This is a genomic window from Pseudomonas sp. R32 (assembly GCF_009866705.1).
Taxonomy (GTDB): Bacteria; Pseudomonadota; Gammaproteobacteria; order Pseudomonadales; family Pseudomonadaceae; genus Aquipseudomonas; species Aquipseudomonas donghuensis.
The window spans coordinates 541753-566375 of sequence record NZ_CP019396.1 but is presented as its reverse complement, the minus strand read 5'-3'; the positions used below and the strand labels follow the sequence as shown (position 1 = coordinate 566375).

The 24623-nt window shown below is 62.4% G+C and carries 16 protein-coding genes and 2 tRNA genes; 5 read left to right on the top strand and 13 right to left on the bottom strand.

The annotated features are described in order from the left end of the window. Positions 1 to 85: 85 nt before the first annotated feature. Entirely contained in the window at positions 86 to 2389 is a 2304-nt protein-coding gene (locus PspR32_RS02485) for a YgiQ family radical SAM protein (protein ID WP_036995507.1), read from the bottom strand. Between the two features lie 168 nt (positions 2390 to 2557). Between PspR32_RS02485 and PspR32_RS02480 the strand changes: the two genes are divergently transcribed. Then, complete coding sequence (locus PspR32_RS02480; RefSeq protein WP_159388044.1) at positions 2558 to 7087, top strand: hypothetical protein; 4530 nt, start codon at positions 2558 to 2560, stop codon at positions 7085 to 7087. 5 nt (positions 7088 to 7092) lie between these two features. Here PspR32_RS02480 and dnaB read toward each other — a convergent pair whose 3' ends face one another. The 7 genes from dnaB to rnr all read right to left on the bottom strand — a co-directional run bounded on the left by dnaB (position 7093) and on the right by rnr (position 14275). Further along, positions 7093 to 8490, bottom strand: coding sequence for a replicative DNA helicase (gene dnaB / locus PspR32_RS02475; RefSeq protein WP_010221608.1), 1398 nt, complete (start codon positions 8488 to 8490; stop codon positions 7093 to 7095). A gap of 110 nt (positions 8491 to 8600) precedes the next feature. Beyond that, the gene (gene rplI, locus PspR32_RS02470) at positions 8601 to 9047 is read right to left on the bottom strand and encodes a 50S ribosomal protein L9 (RefSeq protein WP_010221607.1); all 447 of its coding nucleotides are present in this window, start codon (positions 9045 to 9047) and stop codon (positions 8601 to 8603) included. A 21-nt stretch (positions 9048 to 9068) separates the two neighbouring features. Continuing rightward, a complete protein-coding gene (locus PspR32_RS02465; RefSeq protein ID WP_010221606.1) occupies positions 9069 to 9959 on the bottom strand; it encodes a hypothetical protein in 891 nt (296 codons plus the stop codon). Between the two features lie 36 nt (positions 9960 to 9995). Continuing rightward, positions 9996 to 10226, bottom strand: coding sequence for a 30S ribosomal protein S18 (gene rpsR, locus PspR32_RS02460; RefSeq protein ID WP_009403887.1), 231 nt, complete (start codon positions 10224 to 10226; stop codon positions 9996 to 9998). 28 nt (positions 10227 to 10254) lie between these two features. After that, the gene (gene rpsF / locus PspR32_RS02455; protein WP_010221605.1) at positions 10255 to 10680 is read right to left on the bottom strand and encodes a 30S ribosomal protein S6; all 426 of its coding nucleotides are present in this window, start codon (positions 10678 to 10680) and stop codon (positions 10255 to 10257) included. 254 nt (positions 10681 to 10934) lie between these two features. Continuing rightward, positions 10935 to 11687, bottom strand: coding sequence for a 23S rRNA (guanosine(2251)-2'-O)-methyltransferase RlmB (gene rlmB / locus PspR32_RS02450; protein WP_036995505.1), 753 nt, complete (start codon positions 11685 to 11687; stop codon positions 10935 to 10937). Further along, positions 11684 to 14275, bottom strand: coding sequence for a ribonuclease R (rnr, locus tag PspR32_RS02445; protein ID WP_010221603.1), 2592 nt, complete (start codon positions 14273 to 14275; stop codon positions 11684 to 11686). The genes rlmB and rnr overlap by 4 nt, the downstream gene beginning before the upstream one ends. Before the next feature lie 266 nt (positions 14276 to 14541). Here rnr and PspR32_RS02440 point away from each other — a divergent pair. The 4 genes from PspR32_RS02440 to PspR32_RS02425 all read left to right on the top strand — a co-directional run bounded on the left by PspR32_RS02440 (position 14542) and on the right by PspR32_RS02425 (position 17561). Continuing rightward, positions 14542 to 14628: transfer RNA gene (locus PspR32_RS02440), tRNA-Leu, on the top strand. Between the two features lie 87 nt (positions 14629 to 14715). Next, positions 14716 to 14802 (top strand) — tRNA-Leu (locus PspR32_RS02435). Positions 14803 to 14979: 177 nt separating this feature from the next. Next, entirely contained in the window at positions 14980 to 15993 is a 1014-nt protein-coding gene (locus tag PspR32_RS02430; RefSeq protein WP_010221602.1) for an extracellular solute-binding protein, read from the top strand. After that, complete coding sequence (locus PspR32_RS02425; protein WP_010221601.1) at positions 15993 to 17561, top strand: ABC transporter permease; 1569 nt, start codon at positions 15993 to 15995, stop codon at positions 17559 to 17561. Before PspR32_RS02430 ends, PspR32_RS02425 begins: the two co-directional genes overlap by 1 nt. A gap of 66 nt (positions 17562 to 17627) precedes the next feature. On the opposite strand, the gene PspR32_RS02420 is transcribed toward PspR32_RS02425, so the two are convergent. The 5 genes from PspR32_RS02420 to hflK all read right to left on the bottom strand — a co-directional run bounded on the left by PspR32_RS02420 (position 17628) and on the right by hflK (position 24543). Then, positions 17628 to 19562, bottom strand: a complete 1935-nt coding sequence (locus PspR32_RS02420; protein ID WP_010221600.1) for a methyl-accepting chemotaxis protein — start codon at positions 19560 to 19562, stop codon at positions 17628 to 17630. 138 nt (positions 19563 to 19700) lie between these two features. Next, on the bottom strand, positions 19701 to 20993 hold the full coding sequence (locus PspR32_RS02415; RefSeq protein ID WP_010221599.1) for an adenylosuccinate synthase: 1293 nt from the start codon (positions 20991 to 20993) through the stop codon (positions 19701 to 19703). A gap of 54 nt (positions 20994 to 21047) precedes the next feature. Beyond that, positions 21048 to 22235: an ATP phosphoribosyltransferase regulatory subunit gene (locus PspR32_RS02410; protein ID WP_010221598.1), complete on the bottom strand. Its 1188-nt coding sequence runs from the start codon at positions 22233 to 22235 to the stop codon at positions 21048 to 21050. 275 nt (positions 22236 to 22510) lie between these two features. Continuing rightward, on the bottom strand, positions 22511 to 23380 hold the full coding sequence (gene hflC, locus PspR32_RS02405; RefSeq protein ID WP_010221597.1) for a protease modulator HflC: 870 nt from the start codon (positions 23378 to 23380) through the stop codon (positions 22511 to 22513). Then, complete coding sequence (hflK, locus tag PspR32_RS02400; protein WP_010221596.1) at positions 23380 to 24543, bottom strand: FtsH protease activity modulator HflK; 1164 nt, start codon at positions 24541 to 24543, stop codon at positions 23380 to 23382. The genes hflC and hflK overlap by 1 nt, the downstream gene beginning before the upstream one ends. Positions 24544 to 24623 lie beyond the last annotated feature (80 nt).

Here is a 24623-nt window from a genome sequence, read left to right as displayed (position 1 = left end):
CGAGGCCGCCGTGCAAGCCTTGCACAGATTTGAGGCTTTGCCAGCGACGCAAACAAAAACGCCAGCCCGAAGGCTGGCGTTTCAGTTAGCGCGGCAGAACCGGCTGGCGGGCGGGCTTCTTCTTGCCCTTGCCGCCCTTGGCGGCATCCTTGCGCGCCTTGGCCGCTTCCTGGTTGCGGGCAAACGCCGCAGCCTTGGCCTGTTCGCGCTTGTCCCAAGGCTTGGAACCGTCACTGGCACGCGGCGGCAAGCCGTTGTGCTGGGTGAGGATCTTCTGTTCCTTGGCCACCTTGTGGCTGCCGGCCGGGGTCGAGTTCTTGCGCCGGGCACTCTGGTAGCTGTCGGTCGCCGGCTGGTGCAGCGGGATCAACTGGTGCTTGCCCGGGCCGATCAGGTCGGCACGGCCCATGCGTTCCAGGGCTTCACGCAGCATCGGCCAGCCCTTCGGGTCGTGATAGCGCAGGAACGCCTTGTGCAGGCGGCGCTGCTGCTCGCTCTTGACGATGGTCACCGGGTCGCTCTTGTAGGTGACCTTGCGCAGCGGGTTCTTGCCCGAGTGATACATGGCCGTGGCCGACGCCATTGGCGACGGGTAGAACGCCTGCACCTGGTCGGCACGGAAGCCGTTGCCCTTGAGCCACAGGGCCAGGTTCATCATGTCTTCGTCGGTGGTGCCCGGGTGCGCGGCGATGAAGTACGGGATCAGGTACTGCTCCTTGCCCGCCTCTTTCGAGTACTTCTCGAACATGCGCTTGAAGCGGTCGTAGCTACCGATGCCCGGTTTCATCATCTGGTTCAGCGGGCCTTCCTCGGTATGCTCCGGGGCAATCTTCAGGTAGCCGCCGACGTGGTGGGTCACCAGCTCCTTGACGTACTCCGGCGATTCCACCGCCAGGTCGTAACGCAGGCCAGAGGCGATGAGGATCTTCTTCACCCCTGGCAGGTCACGGGCGCTGCGGTACAGCTTGATCAGCGCCGAGTGGTCGGTGTTCAGGTTCGGGCAGATGCCGGGGAACACGCACGATGGCTTGCGGCACGCCGATTCGATCTCGGGGCTCTTGCAGGCGATGCGGTACATGTTCGCGGTCGGGCCACCAAGGTCGGAGATCACCCCGGTAAAACCGGGAACCTTGTCACGGATCTCTTCGATCTCGCGAATGATCGACTCGTGCGAACGGTTCTGGATGATGCGCCCTTCGTGCTCGGTGATCGAGCAGAAGGTGCAGCCGCCGAAGCAGCCGCGCATGATGTTCACCGAGAAACGGATCATGTCGTAGGCAGGGATTTTCTCCTTGCCGTACGCCGGGTGCGGGATGCGCGCATAGGGCATGCCGAACACGTAGTCCATTTCTTCGGTGGTCATAGGAATGGGTGGCGGGTTGAACCAGACGTCCACTTCGCCATGCTTCTGCACCAGGGCACGGGCGTTGCCCGGGTTGGTTTCCAGGTGCAACACGCGGTTGGCGTGGGCATAGAGCACCGGGTCGTTGCGAACCTTCTCGAACGACGGCAGACGGATGACCGTCTTGTCGCGGGTCATGCGCGGGCTGGCGAGAATCTGCACCACCTTGGCTTCGTTCGGGTCTTCGACCTCGCCCTTCTCCTGCTCGATGGCGCAGGCCTGGGTGTCCTGGGTGTTGACGTACGGGTTGATGATCTTGTCGACCTTGCCCGGGCGGTCGATACGGGTCGAGTCGACCTCGTACCAGCCTTGCGGGGTATCACGGCGTACGAAGGCAGTGCCGCGAATGTCGGTGATGTTCTCGATCGACTCACCGAACGACAAGCGCTGGGCCACTTCGACGATGGCCCGCTCGGCGTTGCCGTACAGCAGGATGTCGGCGCAGGCGTCGATCAGGATCGAATGACGCACCTTGTCCTGCCAGTAGTCGTAATGCGCAATACGGCGCAGGGAGGCTTCAATGCCGCCGAGGACGATCGGCACATGCTTGTAGGCTTCCTTGCAGCGCTGGCTGTAAACCAGGCTGGCGCGGTCCGGACGCTTGCCGGCCATACCGCCCGGGGTGTAGGCATCGTCGGAACGAATCTTCTTGTCGGCCGTGTAGCGGTTGATCATCGAGTCCATGTTGCCGGCCGCGACGCCGAAGAACAGGTTCGGCTCGCCGAGCTTCATGAAGTCGTCTTTGGACTGCCAGTTCGGCTGGGCAATGATGCCCACGCGAAAGCCCTGGGCCTCCAGCAGGCGGCCGATGATGGCCATGCCGAACGACGGGTGGTCGACGTAGGCATCACCGGTCACGATGATGATGTCGCAGGAATCCCAGCCGAGCTGATCCATCTCCTCCCTGCTCATCGGCAGGAACGGTGCTGGCCCGAAGCATTCGGCCCAGTACTTGGGATAGTCGAAAAGTGGTTTGGCTGCTTGCATGTCAGTGACCGGTGGCTAATCGATGAAAAATCGCGGGCGCGGAATATAGCACAAAAATTGACCAAATCCGACGGTGGTGGTCGGAATCAACCCACAACAATTATTTACCGCCCGTCGCCGCCAGTGCCGCGCTCTGATCTGCGTTTTCCACCAATGGAGACGCACACCATGCCCCCCTCAACTGTCGAGCAGGACCCACTGGCAGCCAACGACCAGCAACGCTGGTCGGATCGACTGACCCTGGAGCTGATTGAAGAGCATCTGAACCAGACCTTGCAAACCCTGGATGAACAAGAACAGCGCCGCTACCTGCAACTGGCCCGTCTCGGCCCGCAACTGCGCCAGCGCCTGAGCGATGCCCTGCGTCAGTTTCAACGGACTTTCGAGCACCAGGCCCTGGAGGACCTGCGCCAACAACTTGCCCTGGCATCCGGCCAGGCGCTGGACCCCCTGAGCACCTACCTGCACACCTATTCGCTGGAGATTCAGCGCGAGTTCCCCCACCAGGAAGTCGAACACCTGCAGACTCGCAGCCTCTGGCAGGCAGCCCAGGACAACTTTGGCTTCAACATTGCCCTGCAAAGCGGCTCAGGACAGGACTTCCTCAGGGCCAGCAGCATCAACACCCGCGAGTCAGGTGGGCGTCATTCGCTGATCCCGGTCAGCACCTTCGTCGATATCGTGCGCAAGCTGAACCTGGGCAAGCGCTTGCAAGACGCGTTGCAGCAGAAGCTACCTGCCCTGAGCGCACAAGCGGTCAGCGACTACCAGCGTGCCCTGCTGCAATTTGCCCTGCTGGAAGCCTATCGCAGCACCGAAGACCACGAATTCAACCGTGAGCAACTGGCTAGCCTGCAAACGGCCTGCGAGCGACCAGGGGGCCTGCAGTGGACGTATTTCAGCCTTAAGTTGCCGGACGGGGTCATCGAGCACCTGCTTCGGCTGGCCGAGGCCCAGCCACTGCTCAGGCCGATCAAGCAGGCACTGGATGCACTGGCCAGCCAGCGCATGACCCAGACCCTGATGGGCAACCTGATTCCTCTGCCATTCTTCGTGGTGCGCCTGGGCGATGGGGTTTTCAGCTATTTTCCCGAACGCCCGGGCGGCGCCTGGCGCTCTCACGTCTCGGCCGTCGACGCTGTGGACTCGCTGCGCCAGCAGATCCACCAGAGCCAAAACACCAGCGCGTTGCATTGGCTCTATCAATGGCTGCCGCTTGCGCTACAACAAAAGCTCTCGGCACTGCTCAAGCCTGACAACGTTGACCGCAACCAGCTCAATGCATTGGCCAAATGGCTGTACGACACCTTCGCCACCCAGCCCTCCACCGCCCTGCTCGATGTCGTCGAGAACCCGAACAGCCCGTGGAAATCGCAATCACTGCTCCAGGCTATCGCCCAGGAGCAGCAGCACGGGATCGCCGCCGACCTTTCGCTGATGGCGATCAGCAACAACAGCGTGGATTTCGACACCTTCCAGAAAGGTGCGCTGTTCGTGGTCAGCGAAGTGCTGGAGCTGCTGACGCTGTCGGTTCCCGGCGGCGTTACCGGTCTCAACCGCGCCATGCTAACCGCCACCTTCGCCAGCCTCGGTTTCCAGTCGATTTGCGCAGCCAACGCACTGCTGTCCGGCCGCACCAGCGAAGCAGTCCAGGCAGCGGCTGATATCGCCGACCTGATAATCAGCGCCAGGCTTCAGGGCCTCGGCGCACGGCTCTCGGCGCGCCGCTCAAGGCAGTTGGTGACGGCCCTTGGCCGTGCACCGGCAATTGAGGCACGCGTGGCGCAGCAACTGGATTCGCGAAGCTGGAGCGCCGCCAAATTGCTGGAACACCTGCTGCCTCAGCTCCCAGCCAAGGCGATAACCTCAGTGTTGCGCCTGAGCGGTGTGCAGCGCGAACAGCTGGAGGCGGCATGGCGCGTCGCAGCGGACCTGCCTTGGCAACTGCGCTGCGTGATTGAAAGGCAACAACCGACCAACGCAGAGGGCAACCCGGCCATTGCCGCCCTGACCCTGCGCTTCCCCGGTCTGTCTGTTGCGGCCGCGCGCGAAGCCCTGCACCGCCACCCCGAGCTGATGCAGCTACAAGCGGACAGCCTCATCGAGCCCGGCCCCATTGCGACCGTGCTCGGGCTTGCGCAAGAAAGCCGCAGCCTGTTGGCGCTGTGCAAGCTGGACGATGAACTGGCGGGCCCCGACCGGGATGTCGAAGCCCTGTGCTGTCAATTGCTCGCCAGCCACCCTGAGTGGCCAGCCACATCAGGCATCCGCATCGAAGAGAACCTTCAGGCCCCACCCGCTACAGGCTTCGCCCCCGCACCGCCCGTTCAGTACTTCGCTGCTCCCGACGCCACGGGCTACCTGAACTTGACCCGCACCGGCAGCCACTATCACTTCCAGGACATGCCAGGCGCTGCACTCCTGCAAGCCTTGCACGAGCATCCACACAACCCATTGCGCAAGGACGTTAGTGTTGCCATGTTGCGCGCACAACTGCTCGACATCGCCCTGCGCAACCGCGAACTGCTGCCGGAACTGCTGGCCGAGCCCCCTCTGCAAGCGGTCTCAGCCGGGCGATTGAGGGTCAGCGCCCATCCATTGGCCAGTACTGCTGGCACGCCTGGCAGCGGAATTCATCATTACCAAGGGACAACCTACGCCATGATCGAGGGCGCGGCATACCCGATAGTGCCTGACGCCCCGGCATCAACGCCAGAATGGCGGGTATGGCGGCTGGCAGACGGCCCGCGCGCCGATAGCCCGGCGATTGTGCTGTATCGCCAGCACTGGTACTACGCCCGGGTTCCTGGCGCCGCCGGCATGCCCCGCCGAGGAGGGCGTCTGGCGCAAATGCAGGAGCAGAACCGCGCAGCAGCCACAGCCGAGCGAGCTGCCCAATTTCAACAGCAGCACAACACTCGCCAGCAACTGCTTGAGGTCAACCAGGCACTGCTGACGACCGCCGACCAGATGACCCAAGTCACTGCCCGGGTCAACGCCGCGATTGGAGGCTCAGACACACAGCAACAAGCCATCGCCGCCCTGGTGGTGACCTACTGGAAAGCCATCAAACACATTTCGACGAAGATCGACCTGCTTGCAATCCTGGGCGATCCGCAAACACTGCCCCAGCAACGAGAGATGCACGTGTATCGGCTTCATTGCCTGGAAAAAATCATGCTCAGCCAGGACCTCGCCTTCACCGGTGAAACCGGGGAAATGCTGGCCGACCCGCATCAAGGCGAGCATGGCCGCTATCGCCTGCAACACCGGCGCATCCTCCAGCACCTGGAAGAAAAACGCCCCTTCCTCGACAAGCACGCCGCCTATATCGAGGCCCTGTCCAGCGGTTTTCCAGGCACTCAGACCGACACCTATCTCGCCCGAGCCAGGGAAGACTTCCCTGCAACCCCGCTGATGCGCCAAGCAGCGGTGATCCTGTTCAAGTTGGACTTGCTGGTGATCAGCGACACTCCGGACCCGCAAGCCCCGATCCAGTTCAATACCGAGGCGGCGCTGCGCCTGGTGCAACTGCACGACGCCCTGACCACCTACACCGACCTGGACAGCCTCCCGGAAAACTATCAGCTCTCACTGCTCGATGACCTGCAACGCCAGTTCGACAGCCACCAGCAAGGGCTAAGATCCATGCAGGACACCGCTGCCACGCTGGATAAAGCCCACCTGCGCGATATCGACCAGGTGCTGGTCAGCCTCATTCGGCAGATACAGCAGCGACTTGAGTCGATGTATCGGGACCTGACCAGCAACACCTTGTTGAGCCTTGATTCGCAGGCCCTGGACACTGACTTTCTGCCCGCCCAACCGCTGCAGCGGCCTGTCGCCGGGCCACGCAAGCGGGTGATCAAAGTCAGGCAGCAGGGCACTACGGCATTTAAGGTAGGGCAAGCACATACCGACGAGCAGGGCCGGGAAGTGGTCGATATCATCAGCCCCGGCATCGTTGCCGGGCCCCGGGTGCAGCGCTACGTCAATCCGGTGGCCGGCTACTGGCAGCCACTTGCCGTTGAGCGCAGAGTTGGCACCGCTGCGTCACTGGCAACGCAACTGTCCCAGGCCAATACGTTTCTGGGCAAAGTCGAGCAGCAACTGGACAGCGCACGCCAGGATGCCGAGAAACAGCAAAACCCGACCAACATCGTCGAGGCCCTTGAGCGTCACGCCGGGGCCTTGGAGGTTTTGGCACAGGGCATTGAGTCATCCAGCACCGAGGCTGAACAGCGAACACTGCTCGATCGCCTGCGCGGCGGCGCCCAGCGCTTGCGCCAGCACGGCGAAGCATTGCGCCTGATGCTGTACAAATCACCGGAAACGCTCGACATCAATCGCCTGCTGTACCTGATCGAGCACCGGCAAGTGAGCGTGCACAAGACACTGATGCGAGCGCCGCGCGGTAAAGGCCGGAACAAGCACTTCCTCGACATTTACCAGATCCGCGATGTCCAGGGCAGCCGCTCGACACTGTGGGAAGCGCATTTTCACTACGATGCCACAACGACCGCCATGGAGCAGTTCCAACTCAAGGGCGCGCACTTGAAGACCCTGGCGCAAAGCCGCCTGGGCGCGGCATCACAGGCCCAGGCCGAGCGGGAGGGGCAAGCCCATGTGCCGATCTGGCGTGCTGCCTTCAGCCCTCAGGCAGCGCGCGAACTGTTCAGAGCCGCCAGTGACGGCTGAGCGACTTACTCGTCGTCGTCGAAGTTGTAACTGCCCGGCGCGAGGTTTTCGAAGCGTGTGTACTTGCCGATGAAGGCCAGGCGGATAAAGCCGATCGGGCCGTTCCGCTGCTTGCCGATGATGATTTCGGCAATGCCCTTGTGCTCGGTCTCCGGGTGGTAGACCTCGTCGCGGTAAACGAACATGATCACGTCGGCGTCCTGCTCGATCGCACCGGATTCACGCAAGTCGGAGTTCACCGGGCGCTTGTTTGGCCGCTGCTCGAGGGAGCGGTTGAGCTGCGACAAGGCGACTACCGGGCAGTTGAACTCTTTGGCCAGGGCCTTGAGCGAGCGGGAGATCTCGGAAATCTCGTTGGTGCGGTTGTCGCCGCTGGAGCCCGGGATCTGCATCAGCTGCAGGTAGTCGATCATGATCATGGCGATGTCGCCATGCTCGCGCACTAGGCGGCGGGTACGCGCACGCATCTCCGACGGGCTGATGCCGGCGGTATCGTCGATGAACAGCTTGCGGTCGTTGAGCAGATTGACCGCCGAGGTCAGGCGCGGCCAGTCGTCGTCTTCCAGCTGGCCGGAACGCACCTTGGTCTGGTCGATGCGCCCGAGCGAGGACAGCATACGCATGATCAGCGATTCGCCTGGCATCTCCAGGGAGTACACCAGTACCGCCTTGTCGCTGCGCAGTACGGCGTTCTCCACCAGGTTCATGGCGAAGGTGGTCTTACCCATCGACGGACGACCGGCGACGATGATCAGGTCGGCGGGCTGCAGGCCGCTGGTCTTCTCGTCGAGATCGGTGTAGCCGGTGGACAGGCCGGTGATCGCGCTGTCGGTGTTGAACAACGTATCGATGCGGTCGATGGCCTTGGTCAGCAGGTCGTTGACGCCCACCGGGCCGCCGGTTTTCGGTCGGGCTTCGGCGATCTGGAAGATTTGCCGTTCGGCTTCGTCGAGGATCTCCGCGGCATTGCGCCCCTGGGGGTTGAAGGCGCTGTCGGCGATCTCGTTGCTGATGCTGATCAGTTGGCGCAGGGTCGCCCGCTCGCGGATGATCGCGGCATAGGCCTTGATGTTGGCCACCGACGGGGTGTTCTTGGCCAGCTCGCCCAGGTAACCCAGGCCGCCGACTTGCGAACTCAGGCCTTCCTTGTCCAGCTGCTCGTGCAGGGTGACCACGTCGAACGGGGCCATCTGGTCGGCGAGCTTGTGGATAGCGCGGAAGATCAGGCGGTGGTCATGCCGGTAGAAGTCGCCATCGGAGACTTGATCGAGCACCCGCTCCCAGGCGTTGTTGTCCAGCATCAAGCCACCGAGCACGGCCTGTTCGGCCTCGATGGAATGCGGCGGCACCTTCAGGGCAGCGGTTTGCAGATCATATTGCTCGGGGGCGGTTATCTCGTTCATGGCCACGCAGGAATCAGGGTGATGAAAAAGACAAAGGGCACGACCTGCAAAGCAGGATCGTGCCCGATGTTAACCGGCTGACACCCAAGGTGCCAGCCGATCGGTACAGCTTAGGCTGCGACAACAACCACGCGAACGGTGGCTTCAACGTCGCTGTGCAGGTGCACGGCAACGTCGTATTCGCCGACGTTACGGATGGTGCCGTTCGGCAGACGAACTTCAGCTTTGGCCACTTCAACGCCGGAGGCGGTCAGGGCGTCAGCGATGTCGTGGGTGCCGATCGAACCGAACAGCTTGCCTTCGTCACCGGCGGTGGCAGTGATGGTCACTTCCAGCTCAGCCAGTTGGGCAGCGCGAGTTTCGGCCGAAGCTTTTTTCTCTGCAGCGATTTTTTCCAGCTCAGCACGACGCTCTTCGAACGCAGCCAGGTTGGCAGCGGTCGCAGCGGTGGCTTTGCCGAATGGCAGCAGGAAGTTACGACCGTAACCGGCCTTAACATTTACCTTGTCGCCCAGGTTGCCCAGGTTGGCGACTTTTTCCAGCAGGATCAGTTCCATTTGGTATTAACCTCTTAACTTTTAACCTTCACCGTTCGCGTCATCGGCATCCTTGGATGCTGAACGACCACGAAAATCAATCAGGCTGTCGACAATGGCCAGAACCACGAGCAATGGACCGATCAAGTGCATGAAAGGCAACAGCGTGACGTATAACCCCACCAGCCAAAAATTGGCCAGGCGTTTCTGCGCGACCAGCCCGTGAATCAGGGCCAGCCCGGCGAACATGAACGCAACACTGCACAGCGGCAACAGAATCAATGCGTGCAGCCCCATGAACGGTGCTACAAACATGACGGCCAGCAATGCCAGCATCACGCCCTTGGGGAACCGAATCGCGCGAAATTCGCGACCGAAACCACCTGGGTTGTACAACAACGCCTGCCAATAACGCCCAAGAATCAGACATGACACGCTAAAGACCTGCAGCGTTATCGCTATTGAAGCGATCAAGATTGGGGCCATCACTGAGGCGAGCATTGCCTTCTGGTCCGCCGAGATAGTCTCGTAGGCTTTACCCATCACTAACGGCAAGGCATCTTGCGACGCTTTGGCGAGTGAATCGATGTAAGGACCCAGCAAGGTCCCCAGGCTCACCGCAAACAACAACCCCACTACCACGCTGACCAGCAGCACGCGGTTCCAGGAATGGCCTGCGCGCAAAACCAACGCAAGGCTGCAAGACCCCACCAGCACCAGCAACGCTGTCGGGTCCTTCAGGAAGTGCCAGCTCAACAACGTCGCCAGCAATCCCAGACCAAGGACGCTCAATGCGTCCGAACCGCGCCGCAGAAGCACAAGGCATCCCGCAGCGGCACTCAACCAGAACAACAGCGGCAATGCCGCCGATCCGGCCACGACAAGCGTGGCCTGCACACGTCCGCGCATGATGTAATCAGCTAGCGCTCGCATGCACTTTATCCTTTGCTACTTGTCGACGACCCGGTCTCAGCGGCCGTGGCTGTCGGTGTAGGGCAGCAGGGCCAGGAAGCGGGCGCGCTTGATAGCGGTAGCCAGCTGACGCTGATAACGAGCTTTGGTACCGGTGATACGGCTTGGAACGATCTTGCCGGTTTCGGATACGTAAGCTTTCAGGGTGTTGAGATCTTTGTAATCGATCTCTTTCACGTCTTCAGCAGTGAAGCGGCAGAATTTACGACGACGGAAGAAACGTGCCATGTAATAGGCTCCTCAAAAGGTCCGTGGATTACTCGTCAGCGTTATCGCTGTTGTCGCTGTCGTTGCTGTCATCGCCATCGGCGCTGTCAGCATGCTCAGGACGGTCGCGACGCTCACGGCGCTCACTGCGGTTCTCTTCAGCCTTGAGCATCTCGGACTGGCCGGTAACGGCTTCGTCGCGACGGATGACCAGGTTACGGATCACGGCATCGTTGTAGCGGAAGTTGTCTTCCAGCTCGGCCAGGGCCTTGCCGGTGCACTCAACGTTCAGCATCACGTAGTGAGCCTTGTGAACATTGTTGATTGCATAGGCCAGTTGACGACGGCCCCAGTCTTCCAGACGGTGGATTTTGCCGCCGTCTTCTTCGATCAGCTTGGTGTAACGCTCAACCATGCCGCCGACTTGCTCGCTCTGGTCAGGGTGGACCAGAAAGATGATTTCGTAATGACGCATGAATGCTCCTTACGGGTTGTAGTCTGCCACCAGAGTGGTCAGACAAGGAGTGAAGGACACTTGTATGTCTTGCCCTGGGAAAAGGCGCATGAACGCCTGCCAACATGGCAAGGGGCGCAATTGTAGAGAAGCGCCGAAAGACAAGCAAGGCAATTGGTGAATTATTGAGCAGCTAGAAAAGCATCGCGGGTCAAGCCCGCTCCTACAAGTCCTTGTGGGAGCGGGCTTGACCCGCGATAGATGCAGCGCCGATATCAAGCCTTGCGCTTGGCCTGCCGCTGACGAACGGCCTCGAACAGGCACACGCCCGTCGCCACCGAGACGTTGAGGCTGCTGACGCTACCGGCCATCGGCAGCTTGACCAGAAAATCACAGTGCTCGCGGGTCAAGCGGCGCATGCCCTTGCCTTCGGCGCCCATGATCAGGATGGTCGGGCCCGTCAGGTCCTGTTGATACAGCTCCTGCTCGGCCTCGCCCGCCGTGCCCACCACCCACAGGCCACGTTGCTGGAGCTTCTCCAGGGTCCGCGCCAGGTTGGTGACCGCCACCAAGGGGATGACTTCGGCCGCACCGCAGGCCACTTTACGCACCGCAGGGGTCAGGGTCGCCGACTTGTCCTTGGGCACCACCACCGCCAGGGCGCCGGCAGCATCGGCGGTGCGCAGGCAGGCGCCGAGGTTGTGCGGGTCGGTGACGCCGTCGAGCACCAGGATCAGCGGCGCGCCCTCAGTACGGTCGAGCAGCTCTTCGAGCATCGCCTCGCCCCAGACCTGGCTCGGGCTGACTTCAGCCACCACGCCCTGGTGCACGCCTTCAACCCAGGCATCCATCTCGCGACGCTCGGCCTGGCCGACCGCCACGCGGTTCTGCGCAGCAAGCTCAAGCAGTGGCTGCAGGCGCGGCTCGCTGCGCCCTTCGGACAACCAGATCTGCTTGACCCGCTTGGGGTGATGACGCAACAGGGCTTCCACGGCATGCACGCCGTAGATCTTTTCCAACTGACTCATGACTTGGCCTTGGGTTTACGTGACGCGGAGCCGGCTTTCGGCGGCCCTTTACGGTGCTTGCTCGGTTTTTCCGACTTGCCCGACTTGGATGCCGGCTTGCTACCTGCGTGCTTGGCATCGGACATCAAGGCCTTCTTCATCTCCCGGCTCTTGCGCACTTCGGCGTTTTTCGCCGCGGCATGGGAGGGGAAATAGGCTTCGGCGGTTTCGTTCTTCTTGCTCCGGCGCGCAGGTTCAGCGGCCTTGGTCACTTCAGCCTTGTCGAGCACCGGTACCGGCTTGCCGTCTTGTGGACGCACGCCTTCGCCACGCTGCTTGCGACCAATCGGCGCCTTGAGGGTGTTCTCGGCCATCTCGAAGTCGATCTTGCGCTGCTCGAGATCGACGCGCATCACCCGCACCTCGACGGTGTCGCCCAGGCGGAAGTTGCGCCCGGTACGTTCACCGGCCAGGCGGTGATGCACAGGGTCGAAGTGGTAGTAATCACCCGGCAAGGCGCTGACGTGCACCATGCCTTCGACGTAGATGTCGGTCAGCTCGACGAACAGGCCAAAGCCGGTCACCGCGGTGATCACACCCGGGAAGCTCTCGCCGACGCGGTCTTTCATGTACTCGCACTTGAGCCAGTTGACCACGTCGCGGGTGGCCTCGTCGGCACGCCGCTCGCTCATCGAACACTGCTCGCCGAGCTGTTCCAGGGTCGCCTCGTCGTACGGGTAGATACGCGCCTTGGGAATGCTCATCGCACCGGCACGCTTGACATGCGGGGTTTCCTGGCGCGAACGGATCACGCTGCGGATGGCCCGGTGGGTGAGCAGGTCCGGGTAGCGACGGATCGGCGAGGTGAAGTGGGTGTACGCCTCGTAATTCAGACCGAAGTGGCCATTGTTGTCGGCGCTGTACACCGCCTGGCTCAGGGAGCGCAGCATCACGGTCTGGATCAGGTGGAAATCCGGGCGGTCGGCGATGCTCGCCAGCAGTGCCTGGTAATCCTTGGGCGACGGCCCCTCCTTGCCCTTGTGCAGGGACAGGCCCAGCTCGCCCAGGAAGGCGCGCAGTTTTTCCAGGCGCTCCGGCGGCGGACCGTCGTGAACACGGTACAGCGCAGGGATTTCGTGCTTCTTGAGGAACTCGGCGGTGGCCACGTTGGCCGCCAGCATGCACTCCTCGATCAGCTTGTGGGCGTCGTTGCGCACGGTCGGGCGAATTTCGGCGATCTTGCGCTCGGCCCCGAAGATGATCCGGGTTTCCTGGGTTTCGAAGTCGATCGCACCACGGGTATGACGGGCCGCCAGCAGCACCTTGTACAGCGCATAGAGCTGCTTGAGGTCCGGCACCACGTTGCTGTACTGCTCGCGCAGGGCCTTGCCTTCGCGGGTACGGGCGTGTTCGAGCATGCTGCTGACCTTGTTGTAGGTCAGGCGCGCATGAGAGTGGATCACCGCTTCGTAGAATTGGTAATCGACCATCTGCCCGGACTTGTTGATGGTCATTTCACAGACCATCGCCAAGCGGTCGACGTGCGGGTTCAGCGAGCACAGGCCGTTGGACAGCTCTTCGGGCAGCATCGGCACCACGCGCTCGGGGAAATACACCGAGTTGCCGCGCACCTGGGCTTCGGCATCCAGGGCAGAACCCAGGCGCACGTAGCTGGAGACGTCGGCGATCGCCACGTACAGGCGCCAGCCACCGGAGAACAGGCGCAACTTGCCCAGGCTCTCGCAGTACACCGCATCGTCGAAGTCGCGGGCATCTTCGCCGTCGATGGTGACGAACGGCAGATGGCGCAGATCGACGCGGTGCTCTTTGTCTTTCTCTTCGACTTCCGGCTTGAGCTTGCGCGCTTCCTTGATCACGGCTTCTGGCCAGACATGCGGAATATCGTAGCTGCGCAGGGCAACGTCGATTTCCATGCCCGGGGCCATGTAGTTGCCGATCACTTCGGTGATATCGCCCTGAGGCTGGAAGCGCGGGGTCGGCCAGTGGGTGATCTTGACCTCGACGAACTGACCGATCTTGGCACCGCCGTTGCGACCCGGGGTGATCAGCACTTCCTGCTGGACCTTGGGGTTGTCGGGGGTGACAAAGCCGATACCGCCTTCTTCGAAGTAGCGGCCGACGATGCTCTCGTGGGCACGGGAGATCACTTCGACCACCACACCTTCGCGGCGGCCACGACGGTCCAGGCCGGAAACCCGGGCCAGGGCGCGGTCGCCATCGAACACCAGGCGCATTTGTGCGGGGCTGAGGAACAGGTCGTCGCTGCCGTCATCCGGGATCAGGAAACCGAAGCCGTCGCGGTGGCCGGCGATGCGGCCGAGGATCAGGTCGAGCTTGTCTACCGGGGCATAAGTGCCGCGCCGGGTATAGATCAGCTGGCCGTCGCGCTCCATCGCACGCAGGCGGCGGCGCAGGGCTTCGATCTGGTCTTCGGTGGTCAGGCCGAACTCTTCGACCAGCTGCTCACGGGCTGCCGGCGAGCCGCGCTCGTCCAGACGCTGGAGGATCAGCTCACGGCTAGGAATAGGGTTTTCGTATTTTTCCGCTTCACGAGCGGCCTCGGGATCGAGGGTCTGCCAATCGGCCATTAGGAGGGGTTCACCTTGTCTATATAAGGGTTAGTTTGGCATAGGCGTATTGAAACCGGAAATTTCAGGCTTGGACAGCCCTGTCAGAGCCCCCTCAATGCTGCCAAAACCATCATAAGGAACAACGACTTGAATTTTTTAAGATTTTTTCTGAACGGGGGTTTACAGCTCTCAGAGGCATCCGTATAGTGCGCACCACAGCGACGGACACCGTCGTTATAGTTGAGATGCAACACGATGTGAAGCATCATGTTCCTCAGCGAAATGCCCAGATGGTGAAATTGGTAGACACGCCAGCTTCAGGTGCTGGTGACCTTACGGTCGTGGAAGTTCGAGTCTTCTTCTGGGCACCAATTTCAAATCTTAGAACTGCCTCCGGCTTCTGAGATTTACTGCAACACGCTACACTGTTTTTGTTTCAAGCTACACCGCTTCATTTTGCCCAGATGGTGAAATTGGTAGACACGCCAGCTTCAGGTGCTGGTGACCTTACGGTCGTGGAAGTTCGAGTCTTCTTCTGGGCACCAATTCAGATCAAACCCGCGAAAGCGGGTTTTTTCGTTTCTGCCCCTCCCCTTTTCCTCGCCTGCAATCCTGAAACGACCGATAGCCTGCTCATGAATTTTCCCTCACAAGGGCATTTGAGAAGCGATATCGATTATCATTGTTTCCAGATATGTAGCCGCAAGCGAGGAAGTACCCGCATGACGTTCCGCAATAACACCCTGTTGCGCGGCCTGGCCGTCTCTGTTTTTGCCATGGTGCTGGGCACGCCAGCCGCCATGGCCGCCGATCCTGTGGCACTGACCCTGTACAACGGCCAGCACAAGGAAATCGGTGAAGCCATCGCCAAGGCCTACGAGGCCAAGACCGGTATCCACATCAACATTCGCAAGGGCAGCAGCAACCAGCTGGCCAGCCAGATCATCGAAGAAGGCGATCGCTCCCCCGCCGACGTCATCTACACCGAAGAATCGCCACCGCTGAACAACCTCGGCGAGCTGGGCCTGCTGGCCAAGATCGATGATTCGACCCTGCAGGTGCTGCCTAAGGAATATGTCGCCGGCAACGGCACCTGGATGGGCGTCACCGCGCGCACTCGCGTGGTCGCCTTCAACCCCAAGGTGATCGACGAGAAAGACCTGCCGCCCTCGGTGATGGATTTCGCCGACCCCGAGTGGGACGGCAAGATCGGCTTCGTGCCGACCAGCGGCGCGTTCCAGGAACAGGCCGTGGCCATCCTCAAGCTGCACGGCCGCGACGCCGCCGAAGAATGGCTGACCGGCCTCAAGGCCTTCGGCAAGACCTACACCAACAACATGGTTGCACTCAAAGCCGTGGAGAACGGCGAAGTCGCGGCGGTGCTGGTGAACAACTACTACTGGTACGCCCTGAAGAAAGAGCGCGGCCAGCTGGACTCGAAACTCTACTACCTGGCCGATGGCGACGCTGGCGGCCTGGTCACCATCTCCAGCGCTGCTGCGGTGAAAGCCAGCAAACACCCGAAACAAGCCCAGGCGCTACTGGCCTGGATGGCCAGCGAAGAAGGCCAGCGGGTGATTACCCAGACCACCGCCGAGTATCCGCTGCATAAAGGCATGGTCTCGGACCAGGGCCTGAAGCCCTTCGAAGACCTGCGCCCGCCGAAAATCAGCCCGGCCGACCTGGGTAATGCCGAAGAAGCCCTGGAGCTCGAACGCGAAGTTGGCCTGCTGTAATGAGCGCAGCCCTGCCCGCGGCCGCACTGGCCAGCCGTTACGTACCCAAGCGCAAGCGCCCGTCGATCTGGGTGGTGCTGCCGGTGTTGCTGCTGGTCGGGCTGAGCCTGTTACCGCTGCTGTATGTCGCCCTCAAGACCTGGGAAGCCGGCTGGCGCGAAGCCTTGCACCTGCTCTGGCGCCCGTTCGTTTGGGGCCTGCTGCGCAACACCCTGATGCTCATGGCCGGCGTCACCCTGGCCTGCATGGCCCTGGGCGTATCCCTGGCCTGGTTGCTTGAGCGCAGCGACCTGCCAGGGCGGCGCCTGTGGGGCGTGATCCTGTGCCTGCCGTTTGCCGTGCCGGCGTTTGTCAGCGGCTTTACCTGGGTATCGCTGAGCCCGCGCTTCGAAGGCCTGGGCGGCGCCATCCTGGTAATGAGCCTGTCCAAATATCCGCTGGTGTTCCTGCCGGTGGCGGCCACGTTGCGCAACCTCGACACCTCGCTGGAAGAGTCGGCGCGCACCCTGGGACAGACACGCTGGGGCGTATTCTTTCGCATCACCCTACCGCTGCTATGGCCGTCGATCATCGGTGGTAGCCTGTTGATTGCCCTGCACATGCTGGTGGAGTTCGGCGCCTTGTCGATCCTCGGCCTGCAGACGTTCACCACCGCGATCTACCAGCAGTTCGAGCTGGAGTTCAGCAACGCCAACGCCGCCATGCTCTCGGCGGTGCTGTTGTTCATGTGTCTGCTGATGCTATGGCTGGAACTGCGCGTGCGCGGCAAAGCCCGGCATGTGCGGATCGGCCAGGGCGTGGCCCGGCGTGGTGCGCCGATTCACCTGCGCGCGTGGATGCCGGTGGGGCAGCTGTACTGCCTGACATTGGCACTGCTGGGCAGCGGCATTCCGTTGGGAATGCTCGGCTACTGGCTGAGTGTTGGCTCGTCGGCGGCGTTTCCGCTGGCCGATATCAGCCGCGCCCTGTTCTCGTCGCTGTCGCTGTCACTGGGTGGCGCCGGGCTGAGCCTGTTGCTGGCACTGCCGGTTAGCTTCCTGGTGGTGCGCTACAAGGGCCGCCTGGCGATCTGGGCCGAGCGCCTGCCGTACTTGCTGCATGCGCTGCCGGGGTTGGTGATTGCCCTGACCCTGGTGTACTTCGCCCTGCACTACGTGCCGGCGCTGTACCAGACCACAGGATTGTTGTTGCTGGCTTATGCGCTGCTGTTCCTGCCGCTGGCCCAGGCACCGGTGCGCACGGCCCTGAACAAGGCGGCGCCACAGCTTGAAGAAGCCGCACGCACCCTTGGCGCGACGCAGTTCACGGCGTTCTGCCGGGTGACCCTGCCAATCATCTTCCCGGCCCTGGCTGCGGCATTTGCCCTGGTGTTCCTGGATGCCATGAAGGAACTGACGGCGACCCTGCTGCTCAGCCCGACCGGCATGACCACCCTGGCCACCGAGGTGTGGGCGCATACCGCCAACGTCGAGTTCGCGGCAGCGGCACCTTATGCGGCGCTGTTGATTCTGGTGTCCGGGTTGCCGGTGTATCTGCTGACTACGCGGATGTACCTGAACCGCGCGTGATGCCTGAAAAGCATCGCGGGGCAAGCCCGCTCCCACGGTGGGAGCGGGCTTGCCCCGCGATTACGCTCAAGCCCGGAACTGCCCCAAGCTGGCCTTGAGCTGCGCTGCCAGGTCATCGAGCACCTTGCTGCTGGCGGTGGTCTGCATCACCACCTCGGCGGCCCGCTCGGCCTGGGTGTGAATGGTCTGCACCCGGCCGCGCACCGCCTGAGCACCCTGCGCCTGCTGCTCAGCCGCACGGGTAGCCAGGCCGATGGCCGCATGCACCTGCTCCACCGAGGCCTGCACCGACTGCTGCACGCGAGCGTTATCGCGTAGCACCAGCAGGCCCTCGCTGGCTTGCCGCCCTGCCTGGCTGATCGCCGCCACCGCTTCTTTCGCCCCTTGCTGCAACGCACCGATATGCGCCTGGATATCACCGGTAGAGCTCTGGGTTTTGCTCGCCAGCGCCCTCACCTCATCGGCCACCACAGCAAAACCACGGCCGGTTTCCCCGGCGCGCGCCGCCTCGATGGCAGCGTTGAGCGCCAGCAAGTTGGTCTGCTCGGCGATGCCATGGATCACCGTCAGCACCACCTCGATCTGCTCGCTTTGCTGGGCCAGGCGCTCGATGACCTTGGAACCGGTCTCGACCTGCCCGGCCAGGTCCTCGATAAGCTTGGCCACCTGAGTAGAGGTACGGCTGTTCTCGTCAGTGGCCTGACGAATATCCACCACCTGCTGCAAGGCCGATTGCATGGCTTGGCTTTCGGCCTGGGCCTCATCGGCCATGCTCGACAGGTCGCGCAGGCTGGCGGCAACCTCATCGCGCTGCAGCTCGGCAGCGGCGTCGGCGCCAGCATTGCGCTGGGCCATGGCGCCGATCTCGATGCCGGTACGCTGGGCCACCTCGCCGGCCTCGCGAACGATGGGCTGCAGCTTGGCGACGAACTGATTGACCGCTGCGGCCATATCGCCGATCTCGTCGCGGCTGTCGATGGTGACGCGCTTGGTCAGATCGCCCTCACCCGCCGCCAGGTCGTTCAACGCAGCGATCAACAGGCGCAACTTGTTGACCACGCGCCGACCGAGCACCACGGCCACCACCAGCAACACGCCCAGGCCGACCAGGGCCAGACCCACGCCGATGTTCCAGCGCAGGGTTGCCGCGGCGTCCTGGACGCTTTGCGCAGTGTTGGCCTGCATGCCGGCCGCACTCGCCTGAGCCGCTTCCAGGCGCGCGCTCAGGGCCTTGTTGCTGTCTGCTGCGGCGCCCACCAGGCTGTCGCCAACCAGTTGATCACCACTGGCAATCAACGCCGAGAAGCGCTTGTCCAGCGCCACCAGCTCATGGTCAACCACGGCAGTGGAGACGCCCATCAGCACCTTGCCGATCTCGACACCGTTGGGGTTGATCGAGGCTTCGACAAGGTACACCGACGGGTCGTTACGCGCGGCGTCCAGTACCTTGTCCAGCGCCCGCTCGCCCTGCCCCCTCTCCAGCAGCGCCTGGTTGATCGGGTTCTGCCGGTTGAGGTAACGGGTCAGGTGCTGGCCCTGAGCGTCGTCGTACACCACGAACAACACGTTGGGGTTGCGCTGGGCCCGACGGGAGAACTCCGACAGGGTCGGCACGTCGTTATCCCACATGGCTCGCGGCGCCACCGAGGCCAGCAGCTCGGCCATGTCGTTGGCCGAATCCTTGAGGTTCTTTTCAAGGGTCGCGCGCAATTGTGCCTGTTCATCCTGCAAGCGCGTGGAAAGGCCTGCAGTCAGGCGCTGACGGGTACTGGTGGAGAGGCTATCGAGCCCGGAGCTGACCTCCCTGCCAGCCTGTTCGAGTTCAGCGGCAAGCTTCTGGCTGTCGGTAGCCAGACGATTGTCCAGATCGGCCTCCAGAGCAGTGACCGTGCTCCGGGTCAGCGCGACCGCGACCAGCACCTGCACCAAAAGAGCGATACCAAGAGCAACAAAGACAGGCCGCAACAGGCGGCTTCGTAACAGTGAGAGAACGGCAGACACGAAAGAACCCTCTACTTCTGGGGCCATTAAGGTGATGGCACCGCTTGAGCGATTCTTACAGCAAAGGTTGTGCCGATCAGCCGACAGAAACGACAAAGGCCCCTATCAAGGGGCCTTTGTCTTTACATCAGTCGCGAATCAGGCGAACGGATGACGCAGCACGATGGTCTCGTTGCGGTCCGGGCCGGTGGAGATGATGTCGATCGGCGCGCCGACCAGCTCTTCCACACGCTTGATGTAGGCACGGGCATTGGCCGGCAGTTCTTCCAGGGTCTTGGCACCCAGGGTCGACTCGCTCCAGCCCGGCATTTCTTCGTACACCGGCTCCAGGCCGATGTAGCTGTCGGCGTCGGTCGGGGCGTCGATAACGGCACCGTTCTCGTTCTTGTAGCCCACGCAGATACGGATGGTTTCCAGGCCGTCGAGCACGTCCAGCTTGGTCAGGCACAGGCCGGAGATGCTGTTGACGTCGATGGCGCGACGCAGGATCACGGCATCGAACCAGCCGCAACGACGGGCACGACCGGTGGTGGCGCCGAACTCATGACCACGCTTGGCCAGGAAAGCACCGACGTCATCGAACAGTTCGGTCGGGAACGGGCCCGAGCCAACGCGGGTGGTGTAGGCCTTGGTGATACCCAGGATGTAGTCCAGGTACATAGGGCCAACGCCCGAACCGGTAGCGATGCCGCCAGCGGTGGTGTTGGAGCTGGTCACGAACGGGTAGGTACCGTGGTCGATGTCCAGCAGCGAGCCCTGGGCGCCTTCGAACATGATGTCCTTGCCGGCGCGACGCAGGTTGTGCAGCTCGGCAGTGACGTCGAGCATCATCGGCTTGAGCAGCTCGGCGTATTCCATGCACTCGTCCAGCGTCTTCTGGAAGTCGATTGCAGGCTCTTTGTAGTAATTGACCAGCACGAAGTTGTGGTAGTCCAGCAGCTCGCCGAGCTTGGCAGCGAAACGCTCGCGGTGGAACAGGTCACCGATGCGCAGGCCGCGACGGGCAACCTTGTCTTCGTAGGCCGGGCCGATGCCGCGACCGGTGGTGCCGATCTTCTGCTCGCCACGGGCTTTTTCACGGGCCTGGTCGAGGGCCACGTGGTAGGACAGGATCAGCGGGCAGGAAGGGCTGATGCGCAGGCGCTCGCGCACCGGTACGCCTTTCTCTTCGAGCTTGTTGATTTCACGCAGCAGGGCGTCAGGTGCAACCACCACGCCGTTGCCGATCAGGCACTGCACGCCTTCGCGCAGCACGCCCGAAGGGATCAGGTGCAGCACGGTCTTTTCACCGTCGATCACCAGGGTGTGGCCAGCGTTGTGGCCACCCTGGTAGCGCACTACGGCGGCAGCATGTTCGGTCAGCAGATCGACGATCTTGCCTTTGCCCTCATCACCCCACTGGGTGCCCAGGACTACGACATTCTTACCCATAACACTTGTCCTCATTCGCGCAAACTTGGCGCCGGCTCGTACCGGCGGGGAATCTCAAATGGCCAGCGGCAGAACCTGCCAAAGCCCGTTTTGCTGAATCAATTGCCGATCGCAATCCGCCTCGACGGCGGCAGTCAATGGCTGCCCAGGCAAGGCCTGAACCACCCGCTGACCTTCACTGCGCAATTGGCAGACCAACTGCCAGAGTGCCGCATCGCTGCTGTCGGGCATCCAGATCCCGCCAGACGGCAATACCACCTCGGCTCGCCCCAGTGTGACCAGGGTCTTCAAATCCGTGGAGAAACCGGTGGCCGGGCGTGCCCGGCCAAAGTCTGCTCCGATGTCGTCGTAACGACCGCCCTGGGCGATCGACTGACCGACACCCGGGACGAACGCGGCAAACACCACACCGGTGTGGTAGTGGTAGCCACGCAACTCGCCCAGGTCAAAATACAGCGGCAGCTCGGGGTAACGCGTGGCCAGCCGCTCGGCGATCGCCATCAGGTCATCCAATGCCGCCAGTACCGCCGCCGGTGCACGGCCCAGACGCACACGCGCCTCGGCCAGCACTTCGCGACCACCGCACAGCTCGGTGAGCGAGCGCAGCATGGCGGCCAGGTCCGCTGGCAGCTTGGCGGTCAGCTCGATCACTTCGTCGACGGCCTTGCGCTGCAGGGCATCGAACAGCTGCTGCTCGATCGCGCCCGACAAACCGGCGGCACGGGCCAGGCCGCGGTAGATACCGACGTGGCCAAGGTCCATGTGCACGTCCGGCACATCGGCCAGTTGCAGCATGGCCAGCATCAGGCTGATCACCTCGACGTCGCTGACCGGGCTGGCGTCGCCGTACAGCTCGGCACCGAGCTGGATCGGGCTGCGCGAGGTCGACAACGCCCGTGGCAAGGCATGCAGCACGCTGCCGGCATAGCACAGACGGCTCGGGCCTTCACGACGCAGGGTGTGCGCATCGATGCGCGCCACCTGCGGGGTGATGTCGGCACGGAAGCCCATCTGCCGGCCCGATTGCGGGTCGATGACCTTGAAGGTCCGCAGGTCCAGGTCCTGGCCGGCACCGGTGAGCAGCGATTCCAGGTACTCGATATGCGGAGTCACGACGAAGTCATAACCCCAGCTCTGGAACAGATCCAACACCTGCCGACGCGCGATTTCGATGCGCGCCGCCTCAGGTGGCAGTACTTCTTCGATGCCATCTGGCAGCAGCCAGCGGTCTACCGTTGCCATTACGCCATTTCCCCTATGGTCCGGGCGGCTTGCCCGCGGGCGAGCCTTGAGTGAAGCAGGTATCGGCAAACAATGGCGCGCAGCACCGATTCCAGCGCTACCGCCGTGCCTATACCCTCGAATACCTTGGGCTGCTCTGTAGACCCGAGCCGGGTTTGAACCGTTCGATCTTGCAGACGCAAAAAAGCCGGGAATTTCCCGGCTGCCGCATCATACACCCGTTTTCTCGCGGGATCACCCCGCCAGGCGTTTTAGCCGCCCGGCGGGGTAGATGCTTATGGCTTGGTCTTGCCCATAAAGCGGAAGAACTCGCTGCTCGGATCGAGCACCAGTACGTCGCTCTTGTCGGCAAAGCTCTCGCGGTAGGCCTTGAGGCTACGGTAGAACGCGTAGAACTCCTGGTCCTGACCGTAGGCCTTGGCGTAGATCGACGCTGCCTGGGCATCGCCATCACCGCGGGTCTCTTCCGATTCCCGGTAGGCTTCAGCCAGCAGTACCCGGCGCTGACGATCGGCGTCGGCACGGATGCCTTCGGCCAGCTCGTTACCCTTGGCGCGGTGCTCGCGGGCTTCACGCTCGCGCTCGGTGCTCATGCGCTCGAACACGCTGCGGTTGACTTCCTTGGGCAGGTCGATGGCCTTGACGCGAACGTCGACCACTTCGATACCCAGTTCCTTGCTGGCCATACGGTTCAGCGAGGCAGTGATGTCAGCCATCAGCGCGTCACGTTCACCGGAGACCACTTCGTGCAGGGTGCGTTTACCGAACTGGTCACGCAGGCCGCTTTCCAGACGGCGCGACAGACGTTCGTCGGCAATCTGCTTGAGGCCCGAGGTCGCGGTATAGAAGCGCTCGGCATCCTTGACCCGCCACTTGGCGTAGGCATCGACCATCACCGCTTTCTTTTCCAGGGTCAGGAAGCGCTGGGTCGGGGCGTCCAGGGTCATCAGGCGGGCGTCGAACTTGCGCACCTGGTTGACGTAAGGAACCTTCACATGCAGGCCAGGCTGGACATCAGCCTGGACCACACGACCAAATTGCAGGAGTACCGCACGCTCGGTCTGGGCCACGATGTAGAAGCTGTTCCAGGCCACGATCGCCAGCACCACGGCCACGATCAGGGCGATCAGCGATTTATTGCTCATCAGCGGCTCTCCCTAGTACGCAACTGTGTTTGCTGCTGTTGCAGTTCCGCCGCCGCACGGTTGGCCGCATCGGCATTGGCCGACGGCGCAACGGTGACCGGGGCAGAGCCGGAACGGCTGCCCTGCACCATCTTGTCGAGCGGCAGGTAGAGCAGGTTGCTCTGGCCGTCCTTGCCGGAAACCAGGACCTTGCTGGTGTTGCTGTAGACTTCCTGCATGGTGTCCAGGTACAGGCGCTGACGGGTCACTTCAGGGGCCTTGCGGTACTCGGCAACCAGCTTGGTGAAGCGGTCGGCCTCACCCTTGGCACGCGAGACGACTTCGTCGCGGTAACCGTTGGCGTCCTCGATGATCCGCTGGGCCTGACCACGGGCCTCCGGCACCACGCCATTAGCGTAGGACTCGGCCTGGTTGCGGGCACGCTGCTCGTCTTCACGGGCACGGATCACGTCGTCGAAGGCTTCCTGCACTTCACGCGGGGCTGCCGCGCTCTGTACGTTGACCTGGGTGACAGTGATACCGGTCCGGTAGGTATCGAGGAAACGCTGCAGGCGCTCCTTGATTTCCACGGCCATCTGCTCACGACCTTCGGTCAGCACCTTGTCCATCGCGGTGGAACCCACCACGTGACGCAAGGCACTGTCGGTCGCGTGCTGCAGGCTGATTTCAGGCTGATCGACGTTCAGCACGAAATCCTGCAGGTTGGTGATCTTGTACTGCACGGTCAGCGGCACCTCGACGATGTTCTCGTCTTCGGTCAGCATCTGCCCCTGCTTGGTATAGGCACGTTCGCGGGTAACGTTCTCCATGTACTTGCGATCGATCGGCGGGAAGTAGATGTTCAGGCCCGGCCCTACGGTTTCGTAGTATTTGCCGAAGCGCAGCACGACTGCCTGCTCCTGTTCGTCGACCACGTACACGGCGCTGTACAGCCAGATAGCTGCAAGCACGGCGAGACCGATGCCGAGCAGGCCGAAGCCACCGCCCTTGCCGACGCCGCCATCACCACCGCGTTTCTTGCCACTGCCGAACATGCCGTTCAGGCTGTCCTGCAGCTTGCGGAAGGCCTCGTCGAGATCCGGCGGCCCTTTCTTGTCGCCACCACGGCGCCCGCCCCACGGATCCTGATTGTTCGAGTTGCCACCCGGCTCATTCCAAGCCATAGCGCTCTCCATCTGATAAAGCAAAGACGCGCCCACGGCGCGCCGTCCAATGCTACAGAATGCCTGTCACGGCTGCCCGA

Excerpts from the sequence above, each read along its gene's own strand:
- PspR32_RS02485 (WP_036995507.1), bottom strand. The coding sequence starts at position 2,389 with ATGCAAGCAGCCAAACCACTTTTCGACTATCCCAAGTACTGGGCCGAA.
- PspR32_RS02480 (WP_159388044.1), top strand. The coding sequence starts at position 2,558 with ATGCCCCCCTCAACTGTCGAGCAGGACCCACTGGCAGCCAACGACCAG.
- dnaB (WP_010221608.1), bottom strand. The coding sequence starts at position 8,490 with ATGAACGAGATAACCGCCCCCGAGCAATATGATCTGCAAACCGCTGCC.
- rplI (WP_010221607.1), bottom strand. The coding sequence starts at position 9,047 with ATGGAACTGATCCTGCTGGAAAAAGTCGCCAACCTGGGCAACCTGGGC.
- PspR32_RS02465 (WP_010221606.1), bottom strand. The coding sequence starts at position 9,959 with ATGCGAGCGCTAGCTGATTACATCATGCGCGGACGTGTGCAGGCCACG.
- rpsR (WP_009403887.1), bottom strand. The coding sequence starts at position 10,226 with ATGGCACGTTTCTTCCGTCGTCGTAAATTCTGCCGCTTCACTGCTGAA.
- rpsF (WP_010221605.1), bottom strand. The coding sequence starts at position 10,680 with ATGCGTCATTACGAAATCATCTTTCTGGTCCACCCTGACCAGAGCGAG.
- rlmB (WP_036995505.1), bottom strand. The coding sequence starts at position 11,687 with ATGAGTCAGTTGGAAAAGATCTACGGCGTGCATGCCGTGGAAGCCCTG.
- rnr (WP_010221603.1), bottom strand. The coding sequence starts at position 14,275 with ATGGCCGATTGGCAGACCCTCGATCCCGAGGCCGCTCGTGAAGCGGAA.
- PspR32_RS02430 (WP_010221602.1), top strand. The coding sequence starts at position 14,980 with ATGACGTTCCGCAATAACACCCTGTTGCGCGGCCTGGCCGTCTCTGTT.
- PspR32_RS02425 (WP_010221601.1), top strand. The coding sequence starts at position 15,993 with ATGAGCGCAGCCCTGCCCGCGGCCGCACTGGCCAGCCGTTACGTACCC.
- PspR32_RS02415 (WP_010221599.1), bottom strand. The coding sequence starts at position 20,993 with ATGGGTAAGAATGTCGTAGTCCTGGGCACCCAGTGGGGTGATGAGGGC.
- PspR32_RS02410 (WP_010221598.1), bottom strand. The coding sequence starts at position 22,235 with ATGGCAACGGTAGACCGCTGGCTGCTGCCAGATGGCATCGAAGAAGTA.
- hflC (WP_010221597.1), bottom strand. The coding sequence starts at position 23,380 with ATGAGCAATAAATCGCTGATCGCCCTGATCGTGGCCGTGGTGCTGGCG.
- hflK (WP_010221596.1), bottom strand. The coding sequence starts at position 24,543 with ATGGCTTGGAATGAGCCGGGTGGCAACTCGAACAATCAGGATCCGTGG.